Source organism: Lyngbya aestuarii BL J (genome assembly GCF_000478195.2).
In the GTDB taxonomy this organism is placed as follows: Bacteria; Cyanobacteriota; Cyanobacteriia; order Cyanobacteriales; family Microcoleaceae; genus Capilliphycus; species Capilliphycus aestuarii.
This window is the reverse complement of record NZ_AUZM01000018.1, coordinates 60084-81549: the sequence shown is the minus strand read 5'-3', so window position 1 is coordinate 81549 and position 21466 is coordinate 60084. Positions and strand designations below refer to the sequence as shown.

Sequence of the window (21466 nt, the reverse complement as noted above, 5' to 3'; positions counted from 1 at the left end):
AGATTATTTTAAAGCCAAGGAAATAATATCAACTAAATCTTTTTCACTCCAAGGTTTATACAAGCAAGAGTACAAGTTTGCACTATCTTGAGCGCGTTTTACAGCCAAACTATCTGCTTGACCTGTCAGCATTACCGTCACAATTTGAGGATATTTCTCATGCACTTTAATTAAAAATTCATCTCCTTTCATTTCGGGCATCAACCAATCCGAAATAATCATTAAAATCTCAATATCTTCCTCCTGAAGTTCTTCAATAATTTCCCAAGCTTCTTCTACACTATCAGCCATCTCATACAGATATTGATTGCCAAACCGTCTTTTGAGTTGTTCTTTAAGACTTTCTAAAATGATCGCCTCATCATCAACGCATACAATCGCTTTCTCTGTCATAATAATAATCTTTTGACTTGATTACGAATTAGAATGATCGCTGCTCTCACTCATGTTTTGGGGAGAGATTTTATCCTCCTCTATGAATGAATGACTGACGGCAGAGGCTGGGGTTTTATCCATCGGCAACCAGACTTCAAATGTGGTCTGTCCGGGTTGGCTTTCAAACTCAATTTTACCCTCATGTTTTTCAATTATTTTACGAGAAATATCCAATCCCAAACCACTGCCTTCTCCAATAGATTTTGTGGTGAAGAAGGGTTCAAAGATTCTCTGCTGAACTTGGGGAGGAATACCTTGTCCCGAGTCCGTAATCGCAACCACCAAATAACCTTGACGTTTAGACACACTGATTTGTAAGGAACCCTTACCCTGCATCGCATGAATAGCATTGTGAATCAGATTCGTCCAAACCTGGTTTAATTCATCAGGATAACACCAGACGGGAGTATTAGGTTGATAATCTCGAATGAGTTCAATTCCCGAGGAGATTTGATTGCGATAGAGTTCTAAAACCGTTTCTAAACCCTCAGTAACTTCAACCCACTGTTTTTGACCACTATTATCATAACGAGCATAGCTTTTAAGTGCAAATACAATTTTTGCCGCTCGTTCGACAGCCATAATAATATTTTGACTATTAGTTTTTAAGCAAATGAGGTTGTAAGCCTGTTGTAAAATCCAATCAACATCAAGACTTTTAAATAGTGGAAAAAAGACTTCAATTCCGTCATAAATTTCTAAATCGATTAAAGTATCTGCAATTCGTCTCGCTTGAGAAATTCCCTGTTCTTCGAGTTGCTGGGCAATTTCTCGCTTAAACTGACGCTTTTCTCTACTATTGAGTTTTCGTTTTTCTGTTTTGAGTGAACAATCCAATAAACTAAAAAATTGTTGCTTCTGTTCTAGAGAAGTTTCATTAACCAGTTGGGGCAGTTTCTCTAAAAATTCATATAAAGCGGTTTGGGAATTATTGCTTGAGGCTAAGATTGCCCCTAAAGGAGTATTAATTTCATGGGCTATACTGGCAAGTAACTGTCCTAACGCTGCCATTTTCTCCGATTGCAATAAATGTTTTTGAGTTTCTTGCACTTGTAATAATGCTTCAGATAACTCCTGATTTTTAGCTTGAAGATTTTGACGCAAACAACGATTGTCTAACTGAATCTGAACTCGGGCTAAGACTTCTTCGAAATAAAAAGGCTTGGTAATATAATCGACTCCCCCGACTTGAAAGGCTTTGACTTTATCAATTGCTGTATTCATCGCACTGATAAAAATCACCGGAATATCTTGGGTTTCCGGATTAGACTTGAGTTTTTGACACACCTCATAGCCGCTGATTTCTGCCATCATAATATCGAGCAAAATCAGATCGGGGGGAGATGTCTTGATTCCTTGCAGGGCTATCTTTCCACTTGTGGCTGCTCGGACTTTATAGCCTGCTCTCTTTAATAATTGTACCATGAGTTGTAAGTTTTCTGGAGTATCATCAATGACTAAAATCTCGGCGGAACAGGAGATGGTTTCTGATGGTGTATTCATATTTTGCCCAAGAATAATCTCATGTTGAAATTCATCGCTTAACCCGGAGACTCAGTTCGGCGGAATCTTCTCTTTAAATTCCACTAGAGTAAAATAAGCTCAATTTTATAAGTATTTTATTATACGGCAAAACTATAAAAACGATGGGATTGTGTTTCAATCTAAAAAATTTTTGATTACTTTGATCTTCTTGACAATTTGATGATCGGATTTGGATGAACCGAGAAAATCAAGACCCGGATCTGAAAATATAAATTAAAACTTAAGAAATGAGTCGGAGTACACCAATTCTGATAGATAACCCTGACTCATTAACCTTTCCGATCTAAACATCAAAATTGATTAAGTATTATTACTTCTTTTTCTCTAACAAAACATTATTATCAGATTTTCTAATGTCATTTAGATACAAAAATTTGTGAAGTATTGTTGTCTCTTTATTTTTTGAGAAAAGGTTTATACAGAACCAAAAAATTAATAAAGTGTTCATAATGAGCAAATGATTAAGAATCTTCTTAAGAGAATGTTAAAGGGGTTCGAGTAACGAATAGGTGAATTCTGTATATGTAGCAGTCAAATCAACTCTAAGTTTCTCCCTTTAGAGTATTTATTACATTGCAATACTACTTTTAACTACTTATTCTAATCTAGATTCTAAATTCTTGTCCTAGCTGCTAAAAACAGAGTATATGCAAGATTAGAATGCTACTTATGCAAGATTCGGGATATGTTTTTCTCTAGCCCAAACCTCGAACTATCCCTCAAAAAAGAACTCACCACTTTTTGAACACTTACCAATATTCAATATTAGTATTCAGTTCATCCCAGAGCAGCTCTTTGCGAATAAAGTTCAGCACAACGGTTAGCGGTATCAATTCCTCTTTCCAGTTGAAATTGTTGTTTCAGTCTCTTTTATCCCTCTAAAACTATGCCCTATTCAATACCTGAAAATTGTACTGGATGTGGAACCTGTAAACCGAATTGTCCGACCGGCGCCATTAAACAAGTCGAAGGACAACTCTGGATCGATCCAGACCTCTGTAACCACTGCGAAGGCTACTATAGCGAACCCCAATGCGTGGTTCAATGTCCAATTAGTTGCCCTGTTCCCTCCCAACCCAAAAAAGGACGGTACAAAGCCACTGTCCGAATGCCAACCAGTCCTGATATTTTTCTCAACGCCAAAAATAATCCTTTTGCTTCGTCAATGGTGGTTTGGCAAGCCTGCAACTTACTCACCAGCGCCTCTTTAATCCCCTGGGAACTCAATGATCAAGGTCAACCCTACTATGAACGAACCGTCAAACAAGGGGGAGGATCAATCGTCTTCCGACTCACGAATGAAATGGACTCTGAGACTCCGAAGATACTGGCAGATGAAGCTGCATTGTCAGCCATCGAAGGGATTGATATTCGCGCCGCTTGTTTGCATCTAATTTATGCCGCTTATGCCACCACCCTAGATCGCCCTTGGGAACAAGAGTTTGTGATTAACGATCGCCAAATCGAACAATATCTCGGACTCGACAAACGCAAAGATCTCAGTAAATCCACGAAATTAACCCTGATCAAAGCCCTCGCCCAACAACCCTGTCAACTACTGACCACCATTGACTGGCCCCAACAAGGCAAAGTCAGAGGGTTCTCCGTCGCTGAAGATCGCCTCTGGCATCTCCTTGACATCAAACATCACTTTCAACAAGATTCTGAAGGCAACAAATATCTCACAGGTTTAACCTTCACCTTCAAAGCCGGGGCTTGGGCGCAATATTTCCTGAACAAAAACGACTACGGCAAACGGACTGCTTTTTACCAATACGGTACATTGCCCAAATTCCTACTCAATACCGTAATGAGTATCTGGCAACAACACACCGGCGCCGCCCGGATGATGCTGTGGTTGTTGTTCAAAGCCAAAATGGGACGGAAACAGTGCATCACCATTCCCACCCTGATGCGAGTCGCCTATGGAGAGGAAAAGATGTCTCTGGCGGGCCTCCACAGTGAACATCGCAAACGCCTGATTCGCACCTTTGAAAGCGATCTCGAAGTTCTCAACCACTATGGCATCAAAGCCGTATTTGACCCTGCCACCTATGTCCCAGAAATTCAACCTCTGTGGGCAAAACTCGCGGACTTACCTGATGATGCCGAAGAAGCCCTCGATTTTTGGATTAATGATGGGGGTCAAGATCAACGCTTAACCGATTCTAGTCCCCGAGGAAAATGGAATCGCTTGATGAAAGCCCGGATTTCTTGGTTTAATCTTCCCCCCGATTGGGAACAACAACTTGCCAAACTCGACAAGAAAAAAACAAAGCGCATCTCTCGTAAGACCCAATCTTCGACCAAAATTGGTTTATCGGCCCACCAAATTGCCAACGCCCGAAAACGCCAGGGAATCAGTCAAAGACTCTTAGCAGAAATGGCCGGAAAAAGTCAAAGCTGGATTCGCGACTTAGAGAAAGGTCGTTTTTCGGCAAAACCCAAAGACGAGGCTGTACTACGAAAAGTGTTAGAAATTTGAGGAATCCCGATTTAGATTCCGGTTTGGAGTGAGGAGTGAGTGCATGGCGATCGCCATAACATCAAGGGTATTGGTTGAAAAAGCAGGTTTCAAATCCATAACATCAAGAAATGTGATCGCCACAATGGGTCAGCTTGCTGTTGCTGAATTTGCCCAATCAATATAAGGAAGTTGACTTGCCGTTGTTTGAATGTCCTTCACATTTGCTAACAATTGACCACAACTATCCCAAGTTCCACTTAAGAACATTTGCCGTGATCCAGTATTCATATTGACTTCCAGAGTTAAATCCCCACATTGTACCCGTTGATCTGCTAAATCAAGCTGCATCGAGAGTTGAGGATATTCTTGCAGGGCTTGTTGTAGCTGTTGAACTTGTTCCGGTGTTGCGGTCAAACAAGGCACCCCAATCGCCACACAATTTCCGAAGAAAATCTCCGCAAAACTTTCACCAATAATCGCTTGAATTCCCCATTTTGCTAAAGCTTGGGGTGCGTGTTCCCTCGATGAACCACAACCAAAATTACCATTGACGACCAAAATATTCGCCCCTTGATATTGCGGTAAATCAAAAGGATGATTTCCTTGCGTTTGTTGGCGATCGTCAGCAAAGACTTGTTCACCTAAACCGTCAAATGTGACACAGCGTAAAAACCGCGCCGGAATAATCCGATCTGTATCAATATCACTCCCAACTAAAGGAATTCCCCGTCCTGAAATGGTTTGAATTTGACTCATTTTTTTCTCCTTTGACATACTCCCCGCCATCTAATGACGAGGATTCTTAACGAATGGTAAGCCCGAGTGACCGATGACTCTCTCTCTCCCCGATGTCCTGTTTTAACTCCACATTCCCACAGGATGAATTTGCCGCCTTAATGGGGGTGGGAGTTCTTCCGGGTCTACCGTTTCGTTGGGTATCGGTATATTTGGAAATTGAGGAACTGCAATAATTGGCCCTTCTTGGGGGACTTGGGGGATGACACTTTCTGAAGAACTAAACTCTAAACGAACTTTGACTTTTCCTTTTTTCCAGGGTTGACCCGGACTCAATAGGTCACATTCAAGGCCGTCACCGAAGATGTATTCCTCTTCTAATTTGGCTTGCATCATCGCCAGAAATTCACTCACTTTAAAAGTGCATTGAAACATTAATGCACTCGCACCCGTATGCAGAACATCATCGTTGTCAATAACATGAATAGGATTATCCATCAGTCTTTTTTCCGTTGAGGTTTATTGCTAAGGAAAACGGGAGGGCTACCGAATTAATGCCGTTTTCCTGGAGCTAAAATTTGAAGTTAAAAGAACCAACCGTAGGAATGTAAACCCTTACCTAAAAGATTAACGCCTAAGTAACAAATCCAAACGACTAACAACCCTGTAGCAGCTAAAATAGCGGGTTTGCGTCCTTGCCATCCTCGGGTAATTCGAGCGTGTAAATAAGCCGCAAATACCAGCCAAGTAATTAACGCCCAGGTTTCTTTCGGGTCCCAACTCCAGTATGAACCCCAAGCTTCATTTGCCCAAACTGCCCCGGCAATAATACCAATTGTCAGCAAGGGAAACCCGAGTCCGATTATTCGATAACTAATATTATCAATTGTTTCTGCTAAACTCAAGCGTTGAGGTGACAATAATGGGGTTGAGTTGTTGTTGATCTCGGACGTTCCGACTAACTCTAACACGGCAGTTGTTCCTTGACCGTTTGTATTGGCTGAAAGTTCAGAACTAGCGCTATTAACAACACTTTGACTGGCGGTTGCCGCTAACTCGGGTGAACCGTTCAACCGATAGTGATGATTGTTGCGGGAAATGCGGGTTCCGAGGGAACTCCCACTGAGTTCAATTTCTTGGCCTCGGGTAATCACCAAAAAGGCAATCGCGAGTAATGAACCCACCATTAAAGTGGCATAACTCAGCATCATGACGCTGACGTGCATCATTAGCCAGTTGGACTTGAGGGCGGGAACTAAAGGTTCCGAGACTTGCATCTGAGAGGGTAACGTTAAAGCGGCAAAAGCCGTTATTCCCATTGCCACGGGTGCTGTAACGATGCCAACAAGCCGACTACGACTCATGTTTTCTGCGATTAGGTGAATCGTTGTAATTCCCCAAGTCAGGAAAAACAGAGACTCGTAGAGGTTGCTAATCGGGAAATAACCGGCTTCTATCCATCGGGCGGCGAGTAATGCAGCGATACACAGGTTAGCGATAGTCATGGCTGCGGTTCCCAAGGTTTGCAGGTAGGGAATCCGAGGAAATGCACCACCAACCCAGTAAATTAGCATACTGGCGAACAAGATAGCAAACGAAAGGTTATCTAACCCATTTTGCAGGGCAACTAAATTCATTCAGTGTTCTCCTCTAAAATGAACGATAGATCAAAGCATACTCTTTTTTATCCTAGCGACTCTATGTTAACCCTGTACCAACTAAAATTTTTCTGGACAACATCCTGACCAAAATCTTCGGGTAGACTCTCTCAATTTTAAAAGGTAACAGATAACAGGGCAGGGAATTCAAACTTTTTATTTGTTTTTAGAGAGTAATCTAGACTCATTTTTATCAGTCAGATCAAAATCGCTCAAAGATCGAAAAATCATCGAAAAATCATCGTCCTGTTTCTTCCTGTTGCCAATTTTATCGCAGGTTTTCTACAGAACTCCAATTGGATTGCTTTCTCAAGCCAGATTCAAATTTTACGACTCAGTGGAGAATATTGCATGATCGCGGGATGATTGACAATTAAGAATCAGTAATTATTGTGATCGAAAGCGGGTTGATTCTAGCTGATCAACGAAATTTAGAAAGAGAGACACAGATGGGTTATTAACGTCAATTTCTAGCACTTTTAGGGGTTATACTTACTGTTTTATAACCGAGTGGCTGTTGAGTGAATTGAGTCAAAGGTATTATCGTTGTTGGGGAACCGATGACCTCAACCGTCCTGACCCCTGATGCTTACCTTGAAAATACTGTGTCTCTATCCCCTCAAAGATAGTCCGATAGGTCTTGTGTTAACATCCTTATCTTTGATTTAAGAGTTGTACCCCAACCCAAAGGCTAGCCAGTGAGAACCGCGAACTTTGCCTCGTAGACTTTTTAAGCTATATCACAACAAGCTGTGATCATCCCTTCAGGGGGTAAACGGCTCTTTAGCAGTACGTGAGAACCGCTTTTCACTACCCGGTGGTATAAACTGAAAACAGAGGCTTGAATTTTTCTCACATTTTTGCTCATTTCTCCCTAACTCAATTTTCAAGGTTCAAATCTTCGGGATGTAAGGTTACGGTATAATCAGAGTTGCAGGTTTTATGGGGGGTTCAAATCCCATCACCCGCTTTTAAGGATCAGCCAAAAAATCTAGTCCGTTCACCCACTAATCAATCAGGGTTAGCGTGTAAACTAGGAAATAAGCTTAAATGGAGTTGGCTTCACTGACAGTCAAGTGCTTCTTGTCAGTTAAAATTCAGGAGATCAAGGCAACTGTTGAATAACCGCACTTCGGGTGAGAGTCAATGGAATCTCAAATTTTAGAGATCGATCAAGATTGACAACCGAGAGTTGGTAAGTATGATCCATTAAGTAAGTATTTGAAAGTCCGTTATACTCAAACGCTTTATTTGATAACTGCTTGTGCCACCTCAGAAAGCCCAGAAAATCGATTTAAACGGTGACTATCCTTGCCCCTGTCGTCGGAAGGGTCATTTAGTTCCGATTACCCTGACAGAAGCCTTTGGTTGCAATCGCTGTCAGCAAATTTTTGTTGTCGATGAGAGTGGTTACTCCCTCGAACAACTCTCAACTCACTATCCCTATAAACAAGCATGGCGTTGGACAGGTCATCAATGGAACCGCTCAAGTCCAGGCTTACAAGCGCATTATTTACCTTTAGCTTTAGGAATGCTCTTAGTACCCTTAGTCATTTGGCTTCCTCTAGCATTGTATTCGCCCGGACCCAATATTATACTTTGGGCAATGGTCGCCGTCATGTTGGCAATGTTGCCAGCACTGATGGTCTGGCTAGCTTACAGACGGTGAGCGAAGATGATAATTGATGATTTTAGTGCTTCACCTCCGCCGACGAACCCACTTCGTCGAGCCTATGCCGCCAGCATACAACTAGCCAAGACGAAAGGAGAACATCGCAGTCGTACATTGCGCTCAATGGCAGAAGCCATTAGAAAAAGACAAAACGATATCCTAGAGGCAAACACCCTAGACTTAGAAGCAAGTCGAGAACTGGGCGTTTCTGAATGTGTCAGTGAGTGGTTAAAGCTGACTCCCGAAAGGCTAGATACAACCGTACAAATTTTGAAGCGGTTGGGAGAACTTCCCGATCCCATCGGACGAGTGATTGGGGCTTCCTATCAACTCGAACAAGGTCAAACCTATTATCAACTGATTCCGATTGGGGTGGTGGGTCTAATTTATGAAGCCTTTCCGGAGTTCGGGGCGATCGCTGCTGGATTGTGTATGAAAACGGCTAATAGTTTAATCTTGCTTGGGGGAAGTGAGGCGAACTATTCTAACCAAGTGATTGCTGATGCTTTACAGTCGGCGATCGAAGAAGAAGGAATGCCAATTGGTTCTTTAGAAGTCTTTCCCAACGAACAAGAAGCCCCCATTCAAGACTTAGTGACTCAAGATCAATATATTAACCTGATTATTCCCTATGGTCGGCCCCATCTAGTCCATCAAGTCGTCACTCAGTCAACGGTTCCCGTGTTGCGATCAGCGATGGGGAACTGCTATCTGTATTGGTCAGCAACCGCTAACGTGGATATGGTTCGATGGATGATTTTTGATAGTCATCAAAGTAAACCCGATCCTGTAAACGCCATTGAGAAAGTGTTGATCGATCCCAACCAAAAGGGTTCATCCTTAGTCAGACTGTGGAACAACCTGCGAGAAGAAGGATTTTCACTCAAAGGAGATGAACTCCTGGTGAAACAATTTCCAGAATTAATACTGGCTGAACCGTCAGAATGGTCACAACCCTATCTCAATAAAACCATCGCGTTTCGAGGAGTAGACAGCCTAGACGAAGGAATCGCCTGGATGAACGAATATAGTAGTGGTCATAGCAACTGTTTAGCCACGGAATCTTACAGCGAGAGCCGTCAATTTGCCCTAGATGTTAACAGTGCCTTAACGTTTATCAACGCCTCTCCACGCTTTTCCCGCCATCAAAATCGAGGCGACGCGATCTTTCTCGGAATGTCCAATCAAGTGGGCTATCGGCGCGGATTAATTGGTTTAGACAGTCTCACTACCCTCAAATACATTGTGCAGGGAAATCCTCTCTTCTAGCAAAAACTCAAAAAAACCAAAAAAAAACCCCTAAAGGAGGAGGGGAAACTAGCAATTTGTATTCAGGGTTTAATATTCAAATTGTCCCCAGCCCCCCAAAGGTTACTGGTAAACTTAGCCGGATCGGTTAGCTTGACTTCGAGGCTAACTTAACCTTCTTCGCTAAACCCAAAGTTTGTAAAAACTGAATGGTCATCCAAGTTTGATCAATTTCCCACCATTGCAAACCATGACGAGCGGAATACTGATAAGCGTGATGGTTATTGTGCCAACCTTCGCCATAAGTGAGTACAGCGACCCACCAACAGTTTGTGGAAGCATCATCACAATCAAACGTGCGATATCCAAACTTATGAGTTGCACTGTTCACTAACCAAGTGCAGTGGAATACAGCGACAATTCGCACAAAGATTCCCCAAACCACAAAGGGCCAGCCACCTAAGAGATAGAGCAGAATCCCTAAAGCAACCTGCATCAGAATGAAATAGTTTTGAAAAAATAGATAAACCGGATCTTCGCCGATATCTTTGGTCATACGAGGAACTTCAGCTTTTGCGGGATGATCGCAAAGCATCCAACCCATGTGACTCCACCAAAACCCTTTGTTTGAGTCATGGGGATCTAATTCATGGTCAGAGTGGAGATGATGGAAACGGTGTAAACCGATCCAATCAATTGGCCCACCTTCACAAGATAAAGTTCCACAAAATATGAAAAAATACTCAAGCCATTTGGGTGTTTCAAAACTGCGATGAGTCACGAGACGATGGTAGCCCAGAGTAATACCCAAACCCCCTGTTACCCAATGCAGCAAAAAAGCGATGCCAATGGCAGTCCAACTAAAATTACTTGGAAGTAGTGCAAAAAGTGCGCCGCCGTGGAGAATTACCATGAAAATGATAACTTTCCATTCGGGATTTAATTTTTGTGAAGTTGCAATCGTCATGAAAATGTGGTTATTCTTTACGAGTCTGTCCTATTTGCGTCATAATTAGTCACCACTCACCCCAACAGCGAGTTCAGTGATGAGCAGTAGTATTCTACAGCTAGAAGTAGCAAAACAGGCACTAATTTCGATTTTTTCCGGAATCGACGCTCAGGTCAAGCAAAATCTCAAACGAGTTTTGGATGCTTTTCGACAACATCGAGTGGGAACCCACCATTTTGCTGGAGTGACAGGCTATGGTCACGATGACTTAGGCCGTCAAACTCTAGACCGGGTGTTTGCAGAAATCATGGGATCTGAAACTTCTGCTGTCCGAGTCCAGTTTGTTTCTGGAACTCATGCGATCGCCTGTGCCTTGTTTGGGGTTTTGCGTCCGGGGGACGAAATGTTAGCTGTTGCAGGCGCTCCGTATGACACTCTAGAAGAAGTCATCGGTTTACGAGGCAAAAGCCAAGGTTCCCTTATAGAGTATGGCATTTCTTACCGTCAAATAGATCTGCAATTTGATGGAAAAATTGATTGGGAAAGTTTGAAAATTGGTATTACCCATAAAACTCGCTTAGTCCTGATTCAGCGATCTTGCGGCTACTCCTGGCGTTCAAGTTTATCGATTGCTGAAATTGAAAAAATTGTCCACATCGTCAAACAGCAAAATCCCAATACCGTTTGTTTTGTCGATAACTGTTATGGGGAATTTATCGAAACCCAAGAACCCACTGCGGTGGGCGCTGATTTAATCGCGGGTTCGTTAATTAAAAATCCTGGTGGGACTATCGCACCTGCGGGGGGATATGTCGCGGGACGGGCTGAGTTGGTAGAAGCGGCCACTTGTCGGCTAACAGCCCCCGGAATTGGCAGTAGCGGGGGGGCTACTTTTGATCAAAATCGCTTATTATTTCAAGGCTTATTTTTGGCCCCGCAAATGGTCGGAGAAGCAATAAAAGGAAACCATTTACTTGCCCATGTTTTTGACCAATTGGGTTATCGGGTCAACCCCTTACCTTTAGAACCTCGCCGGGATGTAATTCAAGCCATTGAGTTGGGAACGCCGAAAAAATTAATCGCCTTCTGTCGCGCCTTGCAGAAGTATTCTCCGGTCGGTTCTTATCTCGACCCCGTTCCTGCGGAAATGCCGGGGTATGAGAGTCAATTAGTGATGGCTGGCGGCACGTTTATTGATGGTAGCACTTCGGAATTGTCGGCCGACGGACCGTTGAGAGAACCTTATATTGTGTTTTGTCAGGGTGGTACCCATTGGACCCATTTAGAAATTGCTTTGGAAGCTGCCATAGAAGCGGTTGAGTTTGCGGATAATTCTTGAAGGGAAGTTGGGATTTAATATTGAGCGATGGACAAACAATGAAATTGGAAAGAAGTTTTTCAATGGTTGTGGATTTCATTCTCGCAATTTTACTGCAAACCTTGGGAAACAAAACCAGCCCAATAATAGGGATTGATAAACGGATAATCTTGCTGACATAACCAGGCAAGGTGAACGCTCATTTCCTGTATCTGGCTTTGATTTTCTTCTGTTTTAATCTTCTGCAAATGCGCTGATAATTGGCTTTTATATTTATCATTAAGTCCCCGTCCTGTCAAGTTTCGCAAATCAATTTGAGCTTGGTATAATGCTTGCGGGCGGGTGTAGTTTGGGTTTTGGCGATGTTGATAATAAAACAAACAAAATAGAGCCGTCGCAAAATCATTAACCGCCCACAACGTACTGACTACACTCTGAGCGCCCGCACTCAGGAAACCTGCTGCAATAGTTAAAATATCATCGTTAAGTTTGCTGACAGTGAGATTAGTTTCGCAACAGGAGAGGAAGACATCGGTTAATTTTGGTAAACGCCAGGTAAACACATCCCCAAGGGTGACTTCCCCATCAAATAAATGTAGTTTTGATTCCATTGGGTTGATTAAATTGGCGCTGGCGTGGTGACTGGAATGGAGAAACTGTACTTGTTTTGTAAGTTCGTGGTAATTGCTAACCGTTGCTTGTTGGTATTGGAGGCGGAAGTCTTTCGGGACTTGGAACATTTGGGCGAGGTTTTGGCATTCGTACCCGGTAAAAATCAGGTCGCCCGTAGCATTTTCCACAATACCCATTTGTGGGGAATTGGTGTTTTTGTTGCGGCTGTCGCAATAGTTGAGTATTTGACAACTCGGCACAACTCGCAGGCGGAATATATCGCTGAGGTAGGTGGGTTGAGTTTGAGGGGTTTGGGGTTTTTTGGTAGCAGGTGATGGGGTCGTTTTTTTCTTACTAGGGATAGAGAGCCGACTCTCTTCAAATCCCCTTGTCGATCCCCCTTCCGTCCCCCTTGTCGATCCCCCTTCCGTCGCCCTTGTAGATCCCCCTTCCGTCCCCCTTAAAAAGGGGGAAACCGGATCTAAATTGCCCCCCTTATTAAGCGGAAAGACTGAATCTTCATAGCCCCCCTTATTAAGCGGGGGTGGGGAGATATTCACAGGCAAAGCAGCAAACGGAATTTGATGTAAAAATAGATGGGGAACGATGATTAATTCTTTGATACCGCTCAGGTGTTGGTTAATGAGTTGATTCAGTTGCAAGCGTTGGGCGAGTTGTTGGAGAAATTCTCCCATGTTGTTACGCCATTCTAGATTTTCTTTATTTCTGTAGTCAATGTAGGGTTCTAACCAGTTATCAAATATCCAATAGTGCAGCGCCTTAATACCCTGACCTTCGCAAGTGAAAAGTTGAACGTTCTGCCGACCCACTATAAATATATAGGTATCATCATTAGTGGTGTAAAAACTCAATATCGCGGTTTCCTCATCCTTAATTAATGCCCGCATCTGGTCAATACTGAGGGGGTCTACCTGCAACTGACCCGCCAAAATCGGATCGGATTTACGAATCTCTCGCCAAAGCCGTTGCCGTTCTTTTTCTACTTGTTCAATTTCTGCCAAATTTTGCTTTTCCACTTCCCCACTGTCGCGACGGTCAACCCAATTTTTTGCGGTTGCAAGCTGTTTGTTGCTGTCATCAGAGTTGGAGCGACGGAGGTGTGATAAACGTTGTTGCAAGCCATAATATTTCTCTAGGAGTTGTGCAGGTATTTCGGCATTTGGGTAGAGGTCTTTACTTGCCATTAATTCTGCTATCATGCGGGAACGGGAACGCTCGGCATATTCTACTGCTTTCTCGTATTGCTGAAGATTAACGAAACATTGAACGATGTTCATATAGACATCGATGGCTTCTTCTATGATTTTTTGGCGGCGATCGTCGTCTTGCGATAAACTGCGAATGAGTTCAACTGCGGTGATGGCTTGTTGGTAAACAGCGATCGCAGGTTGCCATTTGCCTTGAGTAAAGTGAAGGTAGCCTAAGTTGCTGGAAGTTCTCAGACATTGAATCGGATCGGCTTCCAGGGTGTAAACTAACAAAGCCTGCTGATAAGCATGAATAGCTTCTTCTATATTCTCAGCTTTGTTGTCACGGATTCTATAAAGGTAAGCATTGCCCAGGTTGTTTTGAGTTGCTGCCCAATCGACAGGGTAATCTTCACGAGTGTAAACTTCCAGTGCTAAATTGTAAGTTGCAATAGCTTTTTCTATATTCTCAGCTTTGTCATTGCGGATTCTATCACCGTAAGCAGTGCCGAGATTGTTTTGAGTCATTGCCCACTCTATAGGGAAGTCTTCTTTAGTGTAAACTTCCAGTGCTAAATTGTAAGTTGCAATAGCTTTTTCTATATTCTCAGCTTTGTCACCAAGGATTCTATAACTGTAGGCATTGCCCAGGTTGTTTTGAGTTGCTGCCCAATCGACAGGGTAATCTTCACGAGTGCTAACTGACAATGCTAGTTTGTATGCTGCAATAGCTTTTTCTATATTCTCAGCTTTGTCATTGCGGATTCTATCACCGTAAGCAGTGCCGAGATTGTTTTGAGTCATTGCCCACTCTATAGGGAAGTCTTCTTTAGTGTAAACTTCCAGTGCTAAATTGTAAGTTGCAATAGCTTTTTCTATATTCTTAGCTTTGTCGTCACGGATTCTATAAAGGTAGGCACCGCCGAGATTGCTTTTAGTTCCCGCCCAATTCATGGGGAAGTCTTCTTTGGTGTAAACTTCCAATGCTAAATTGTAAGTTGCAATAGCATTTTCTATATTTTCAGCTTTGTCACCAAGGATTCTATCACAGTAAGCAAGGCCGAGATTGTTTTGAGTCATTGCCCAATCGACGGGGAATGCTTCACGAGTGCGAATTTCCAATGCTAGTTTGTATGCAGCAATAGCATTTTCTATATTCTTAGCTTTGTCGTCGCGGATTCTATAAAGGTAGGCATTGCCCAGGTTGTTTTGAGTTGTTGCCCATTGGGTAGGGAAGTCTTTTTTGGTGTAGACTGACAATGCCTGCTGATGAGCAGCAATAGCATTTTCTATATTCTCAGCTTTGTCGTCACGGATTCTATCAAGGTAAGCATTGCCCAAATTGTTTTGAGTCTCTGCCCACTCAATGGGGAAATCTTCACGAGTGCGAACTGACAATGCTAGTTGATAAGCATGAATCGCTTTTTCGATATTCTCAGCTTTGTTGTCACGGATTCTTTCAGAGTAGGCAATGCCCAGGTTGTTTTGAGTTGTTGCCCAATTTTTAGGAAAGTCTTTTTTTGTGTAAACTTCCAATGCTAAATTGTAAGCTGCTATGGCTTTTTCGATATTCTCAGCTTTGTCATCGCGGATTCTATTACGGTAGGCACCGCCGAGATTATATTGAGTTGCTGCCCACCACAAAGGAAAGTCTTTTTTTGTGTAAACTTCCAATGCTAAATTGTAAGCTGCTATGGCTTTTTCGATATTCTCAGCTTTGTCATCACGGATTCTGTTACGGTAAGCCAAACCCAGATTGTTTTGAATAGCTGCCCAATTTTTAGGATCGGACTCGCGAGTAAAAATTGTTTCCATCGCCTCGTAACCCGCGATCGCTATTTCTATATTAGTTACTTTACTACCTTGGGGAAAATCTTGAATGAGGCTAATAAAATCAAAAATAACTTGGGAAATAAACCCCTTTTGTGCTGATTCCAGTTTAGAAAGCGTCCCTTCAATGTAAGTCCGTAAAGCTAGGATAAACCCATCATCAAGCTTGTCTAAATTCGCTTCCAGTAGGGAGTAAACCGTTTCAGCATTGCCTTTACTATTGCGAACTGCTTCCAACACCTCCACCAAAAAGTCTAAATAACCTTGCCCTTGAGAAGCAAGCCATCTCCCCTTTAACTGTTCCCACTTTTGCTGACTAAAACCCACCCACTCCTGATTGTTTGCTTGCTGGTAAAACTCCATCGCCCGCCCATAAGAACCAACCGCCTCCTCAACTCGCCCCATCGCCTCCTCAACCCTACCCAACATATACTCAGCATTTCCCATTTGGTTTTTTGCCCATATTAACTGTTGCGCTTCTTCCGTCGCCTCTGCGTGCAACTGTTTCCCCATCTTCAACGCCAACAAAAAATACTCCCTGGCGCGAGAATACTCCCGACTCTCCCAAAACAAACTCCCCAAACCATAAAGACTGAAAAACTGGTTGCTGCGATCTTCCCTCTGGCGAAACACTTCTAACCTGTTTTCTTCAGCAGCGATCGCCCCGGTTAGATCCCCCATCTCACGACAAACCTGCTTGACATTTTCCCAAGCTTTGAGCGCCCACTGTTCAGTTTCTTCTGCTGTTCTATAAACCGTTGCCGCTTCCCGATAATAATCTGCCGCTCCCGCCCAATTCTCCAAAAATCGATAACAATCCGCCAAAATATATAAATTACTTGCCCGCCACTTCTCCCAGGATAATTCCTCAGCTAAAATAAGCGATCGCCGGAGATAATCTATAGCCAAAGCGTAATTTTTTCGGGAAAAATATAAACGGCCAATCCGATCCACTATTTTAATTTCAAAATCCGCCGAAATGTTCTGGAGCCTAACCAGGATTAATTGACCCTGATAATAATCGATAGCCTCTTCCAAATTTTCCTGCTTTTCTGCAAGCTCCGCCATCCAGTTCAGCACTTCCCATTTTGCCGAAAAATCATCTAAAACCTGCGCCCAGTTAAAACGTTCTTGAAAATAGTTTTGAGCCGAATCAAAATCTCCTTTTTTCCAATAGGCACACCCCAACCAAGCCGCAGCAAAACTAACGTAAACCCAATCTTTAGCACGATTAGACAGTTGGTAAAGCTCGGAAAAAGAAGCGATGGAATTTTCCCAATCTCCTTCGTTATATTTATCCCGTCCGATTTCCAACAACTCCTTTATCTTTTGAGTATAAGCTTCATCCATCGTGTTGCCCCCTGTTTTTAATCGATTGATTGGCTTCTGTTCGTTGTGAAATGATAGTCAATTCGGTTGGAATTTAAGCAGTTTTGAGATCGTCTTCTTCCACCACTTCAACTTGTCGAGAATAAACCCGCCAGTTACCTTGATTTTCCAATTCTTGCCATAACTCCTGCATTCTTTTCCATGTTAACTCCGGCGCGACTTCTTCCTCATTCGGTTTTAACCATTCTAAATCTAGAGGCTGTTGGAGGGCGATCGCCACAAATTTTTCTACTCCCACTTCCTCAAAAGTAAACCCACATTCCTCCTCGCCAGCCAAACTTTGGGGTTGGGGTAAAAGCCCAACTTCTTGCAATTGATAATTGACGGCAAAAGCCTGAGATGGACAAACCACAAACTGACCCGCAACCCCGCGATTTAATAACAATAAATACCCCAGAGATTCTTGCACGTTCATCAACGCAAAATAAGGTTTATTTAAACTCAGCTTTAGGGGTTGATCATCTTTTTTAGGTGGTTTGGGAATATATAATCTATTAACTTCTCCGTTTTGCATTTCCTCATAATCCCGAAAATTAATCCAATCTTGATTAGGAACGGCCTCCTTTTCTAAAAATGGGAAAAAATTATCATCAACCCACCGAGGAAATTTTTGCTCCCACAACCAATTGTAAAGAGTTTTCCCAAGACGTCCGCCCGTTCCTGGGTTTTTGATAAAATTAAATTCCTCCTCTCCCAAATCGTTCAGTATTTCCTCCGAATATTTATTCACCAGACAATCTCTGACCTGCTTCGATGTTCTTTGAATGGTACTGCCTATCCCTGTCCATTTTTCATTCAATAGTTCAGAAATCGTCTTTTTTTCTCCATCTTCCTGAGAACTTTTCTTTTTATTTTGATAATTATAGTAATCGGGATTGTATCGCAAACTGAAAAAATCTCGAAGTTTTTCCGAATCTTTCTCCTCCATAAATATATCATCCGTAATTTCACTGAGAAACTGCTGTTGTGTTGCGGTCAAAGGCATTGGTTTTCCTCAATTCGGATTAAATTATTTTAGCAGTGTGCCGATTATAGCACCGTGATTTTAATTTTTCAATTTTTGAACACCCGGCTGTCACTTGCAGCAATTTCCGGCTATTTATCGAACCAAATATTTAATTTGATTTGGACGTATTCACCGATGATTTAGCTATTTAAACCCTTAAAAAATATGCAATATTACCGCAATCAAAACCTTAGAAGGGCAGAATACAGGACTCCTTCTAAGGATTTATTTTTTTCGGAGACTGATAACAACCGGGCCAAGTTTTTGCTCTAGGATTCTTTCATTTCCTCTGAGAAAATATCCAAGCCATTTTTAACCGAATGATACCCATTGTTAGACGGCTTTGATTCCGACTCAACGAAGTTTTTGACAACTTCAGGATTCTCTTTCAGCCACTTTCGCACCGAAAATTCCCAGCGTTCAAACTCCCGTCTTGCCCGTTCTTTAGAGTCATCAACTTCCCGCTTTTGCTTCTCAAGCGACCGATTTTTTAACTCCAAACGCGCCTTTGCTTCTGCCAACTCCCGACGGTAATTGTTCATTTCTCGCTCGATAACAACTTCGTCAATCAAGTTGGAGTCCGACTCCGAAGAAACAAAAGCTTGGCGATGACGTTGGCGAATTTCCTGCACCTCCTGTTCCCACTGAATTTCTAACAAAGCATTTCCCCAAGCAATCATAATATTGATGGTTGCAGCCAGCCCTGCTGCGGCAAAAACTGTGAGTTGAAAAAGCGGTTCTACAGACAATTTTGGCGGCAATAAACCAATCAAACCCGGAGCCGCAAAAGCTGTTTCCATCAGGACAATTGCAAAAGATAACCAAATTGCAGCATCCCCACTCTTGATTCTTTCCCAAAATGGAATACTATTGGCGTAGCGGTTATCGTCGGAAAAACTGCGTTTGGGGTCGTAGCGGCGTACCGCTTTCACGATTTGCAAAATGCCGATATATTCTCCCAAATTCATACAAACTGCTCCCGAAAATACCAAGAAAAATTGTATGAACTGGTTGTTGGTAATGCTTTGAACTTCCAAGCCGAAAAATTCCGCAATTCCCAATAACAACATGATCGATAAACCGATAGTTAGCAGTATTTGCCAAGGTTCCGGTTGGGGTGGGGGTGGAAGTTCGATGTCTAACACGGCTTCCATGAAACTGACTTTACTGCTGAGTTCTTCCTGTTCTTTTTCTAATGTCGATAAAGACTGTTGTGCGTTTTTGGCTTTGTAAGCGGCGGCGAGTACCACCCAATACCACCGTTGAAAGAGTTCGGGTTTGTAATATTCCAAGATTTTGGCGAGGCGATTTGTATGACATTCTTCCAGGAGAGATTGGAATTCAAATGTACCGTCTGACCAGGATATTAACGGCGTATCCCAGAAAAATCCACCGAAAAAAGTCGCAATAAATTGTTTGAACGATCTGATAGACATTGGATTATTCTCCTTAATAAAGTAGATATTTTGCCGGGTGAATTATGCTGAAATGTTGTCAACGATATTGCCCCCAAACCCCCAAAAATTGGGGGCTGAGATTGATTAATTTTTTACAAATCAGGTAACATTGCTATGGCAGTGGCGGCTGGCAATTTGGGCGCTAGAATTTTCTCAGCAGTTGTACCCACTCGTCGTAATTGTTGCTGGCAAACTCGACCTGATCGCCTATGGGTGCAAACCCCCCGGCCATTGATAGGCGGTGTTTGGGGTTCAAACCCAGGACGAAAAGATGGGCGGTTTCCAGGTTGTATTGGGTCAGAGTTTTGCTGATTTCCCGGAGTTGGGCGATCGCTTGCGGGTCCGAGGTTCCATCGGTGACAACATAAAAATAGATGGGGTGTTTACCGTTGGTTGCTACCACGCGATCGCTAAACCGTTGGAGGGCGGCGACGATGGCTGTATCTGATGAGGGAATGGGTTCTAATTCCGGGGTTTGAGGGTTGGGATCGAGTTGCGATCGCAGTTGTTGAATACTCCGACGATTGGCTTGTTTGGAGAGTAAAATTTCGGGGTTTTCCTGTTGGGAAATCATGCTAATTTCAACCCAATGATGGGGTCTGACGCGACGGGAAAAAACGTGGAGAAGGTCTTCGGTTGTTGATATCAGTTCGGCTGTATTCGGTTGCAGGACGAGTTGCACGGTGGCGGGTTCGGATGTCGAGTTTTGCATCGATTGGAATCCTAAGAACCCCAGGCATCCTAGAATAAAAACAAGGATAAATTGTTTCTGTTTCATCACCGATAATCGAAAGAATGACCCTTTTATTATGGCTTGCTTTTTATGAAAATCACCTCTAATTTAATGCTTTTAAATCTCAATTTTTACACCTGAAATTAATCGAAATATTAGCAAATAACAGTCAAATATTTTCAAATGGCAGCAAATCGCAAAATCCCTCATAACAACAAAATTTAGTAGTTGTTTGCTGAAAAGATTGCTAAACTAAATCATATAAAACCATCCCAACCCGAACGGGAGGCTGTGAAGCATGAACGACAAATTTCTCAAAGAGATAGCTCATTCTCTATTTCCCGACCAAACACCAGCAGCAGCCAAGGAACATCGATGCTTATTTCGGCTGCGTTTTCATCCTGAAAATTATCAATTAAAAAACAATCCAAACAACAATGATGATCAGACTATTGCCAGCTTGATAAAACAGGAATTAAATTGTTTACCAACAGATATTCAGAGGAAGCTGGCTGAGGTAATTAGAGAACTGGTAAACCAATACCAACTCGAACTCAATAGCGATCAACAAGAAAGTCAGAATTGGAACAATAGAAAGCAGGGTCAAAGAGGAATTTGGAGGGAAGTTTATCAATGGTTGTGGGATGATAAATATCCTCGTTGGGAATTAGATCATTTATTTTGGGAACCGTTGAAACAGCAAATGGATGATGAAAATTGGATTAAGATTAAACCGGAAACTGTGAGAAATTGGGAACTCCCCGAACTTCCCGAACCCGAACCGTTACCCGTTGGTGAACCGTTGTTTATCACGATTAAACTACCCCCAGAATCCCGTTATTTGCTGTTATTGCATAGGGGACTAACCCAACGTTGTTTTTTGTGTCCATCAATGGTTTTTGCTCCCCAATATCGGGCGGATGAAAACGTCATTCGACTGCCACAAACTGAGTCTTATTGGTATCAGCAGAAGAAAATGGGAATCAGGCTAACAACACCCGGAACAGATGAATATATTGCGATCGCACTCAAAGAAGCTCTCGATTTTGATTGGTTGAAACCGACGAAACAAGAATTTATTCCCAACTGGACAAGCGATCGCATGAATCAGCTTTGGGGGTGGTTGAGCGATAATCCGTCGAGTTGGCAAGGTTGTTATCAAGAGTTTAAAGTTGTGAAAAGTTAAAAATCTCCGCGCCCCACC

General features: G+C 42.7%; 15 protein-coding genes. 5 read left to right on the top strand and 10 right to left on the bottom strand.

The window, feature by feature from the left end; translation table 11 throughout:
- Window positions 1–3 precede the first annotated feature (3 nt).
- Together M595_RS10080 and M595_RS10075 are read right to left on the bottom strand one after the other, a co-directional pair.
- The gene (locus M595_RS10080) at window positions 4–393 is read right to left on the bottom strand and encodes a response regulator (RefSeq protein WP_023066061.1); all 390 of its coding nucleotides are present in this window, start codon (window positions 391–393) and stop codon (window positions 4–6) included.
- A 21-nt stretch (window positions 394–414) separates the two neighbouring features.
- Window positions 415–1938, bottom strand: coding sequence for a hybrid sensor histidine kinase/response regulator (locus tag M595_RS10075; protein WP_023066083.1), 1524 nt, complete (start codon window positions 1936–1938; stop codon window positions 415–417).
- Window positions 1939–2866: 928 nt separating this feature from the next.
- On the opposite strand from M595_RS10075, the gene M595_RS10070 reads away from it, so the two are divergent.
- The gene (locus tag M595_RS10070) at window positions 2867–4465 is read left to right on the top strand and encodes a helix-turn-helix domain-containing protein (protein WP_023066078.1); all 1599 of its coding nucleotides are present in this window, start codon (window positions 2867–2869) and stop codon (window positions 4463–4465) included.
- A 129-nt stretch (window positions 4466–4594) separates the two neighbouring features.
- Here the strand turns inward: M595_RS10070 and leuD are convergent, their stop codons facing one another.
- From leuD to ccsB, 3 genes are all read right to left on the bottom strand, one after another.
- A complete protein-coding gene (leuD, locus tag M595_RS10065) occupies window positions 4595–5203 on the bottom strand; it encodes a 3-isopropylmalate dehydratase small subunit (RefSeq protein ID WP_023066074.1) in 609 nt (202 codons plus the stop codon).
- Between the two features lie 102 nt (window positions 5204–5305).
- Entirely contained in the window at window positions 5306–5680 is a 375-nt protein-coding gene (locus M595_RS29190) for a KGK domain protein (protein ID WP_023066072.1), read from the bottom strand.
- An 86-nt stretch (window positions 5681–5766) separates the two neighbouring features.
- The gene (ccsB, locus tag M595_RS10055; RefSeq protein WP_023066079.1) at window positions 5767–6819 is read right to left on the bottom strand and encodes a c-type cytochrome biogenesis protein CcsB; all 1053 of its coding nucleotides are present in this window, start codon (window positions 6817–6819) and stop codon (window positions 5767–5769) included.
- A 1285-nt stretch (window positions 6820–8104) separates the two neighbouring features.
- Between ccsB and M595_RS10050 the strand changes: the two genes are divergently transcribed.
- Window positions 8105–8509, top strand: coding sequence for a hypothetical protein (locus tag M595_RS10050; RefSeq protein ID WP_023066051.1), 405 nt, complete (start codon window positions 8105–8107; stop codon window positions 8507–8509).
- Between the two features lie 6 nt (window positions 8510–8515).
- The gene (locus tag M595_RS10045) at window positions 8516–9781 is read left to right on the top strand and encodes a glutamate-5-semialdehyde dehydrogenase (protein WP_023066076.1); all 1266 of its coding nucleotides are present in this window, start codon (window positions 8516–8518) and stop codon (window positions 9779–9781) included.
- Window positions 9782–9908: 127 nt separating this feature from the next.
- On the opposite strand, the gene M595_RS10040 is transcribed toward M595_RS10045, so the two are convergent.
- Window positions 9909–10727: an acyl-CoA desaturase gene (locus M595_RS10040; RefSeq protein WP_023066084.1), complete on the bottom strand. Its 819-nt coding sequence runs from the start codon at window positions 10725–10727 to the stop codon at window positions 9909–9911.
- Window positions 10728–10806: 79 nt separating this feature from the next.
- On the opposite strand from M595_RS10040, the gene M595_RS10035 reads away from it, so the two are divergent.
- On the top strand, window positions 10807–12048 hold the full coding sequence (locus M595_RS10035) for a methionine gamma-lyase family protein (RefSeq protein WP_023066031.1): 1242 nt from the start codon (window positions 10807–10809) through the stop codon (window positions 12046–12048).
- Window positions 12049–12137: 89 nt separating this feature from the next.
- Here the strand turns inward: M595_RS10035 and M595_RS10030 are convergent, their stop codons facing one another.
- The 4 genes from M595_RS10030 to M595_RS10015 form a co-directional block, all read right to left on the bottom strand.
- Window positions 12138–17027 carry a tetratricopeptide repeat protein gene (locus M595_RS10030; RefSeq protein ID WP_023066093.1) on the bottom strand — a complete coding sequence of 1630 codons (4890 nt, stop codon included), beginning with the start codon at window positions 17025–17027 and terminating at the stop codon, window positions 12138–12140.
- 73 nt (window positions 17028–17100) lie between these two features.
- Complete coding sequence (locus M595_RS10025; RefSeq protein WP_023066081.1) at window positions 17101–18051, bottom strand: hypothetical protein; 951 nt, start codon at window positions 18049–18051, stop codon at window positions 17101–17103.
- A 290-nt stretch (window positions 18052–18341) separates the two neighbouring features.
- A complete protein-coding gene (locus M595_RS10020; RefSeq protein ID WP_023066067.1) occupies window positions 18342–19508 on the bottom strand; it encodes a hypothetical protein in 1167 nt (388 codons plus the stop codon).
- A gap of 163 nt (window positions 19509–19671) precedes the next feature.
- Complete coding sequence (locus tag M595_RS10015; protein WP_023066088.1) at window positions 19672–20241, bottom strand: hypothetical protein; 570 nt, start codon at window positions 20239–20241, stop codon at window positions 19672–19674.
- 319 nt (window positions 20242–20560) lie between these two features.
- Between M595_RS10015 and M595_RS10010 the strand changes: the two genes are divergently transcribed.
- Window positions 20561–21448 (top strand): hypothetical protein, encoded by an 888-nt coding sequence (locus M595_RS10010; protein WP_023066066.1) that lies wholly within the window; start codon window positions 20561–20563, stop codon window positions 21446–21448.
- Window positions 21449–21466 lie beyond the last annotated feature (18 nt).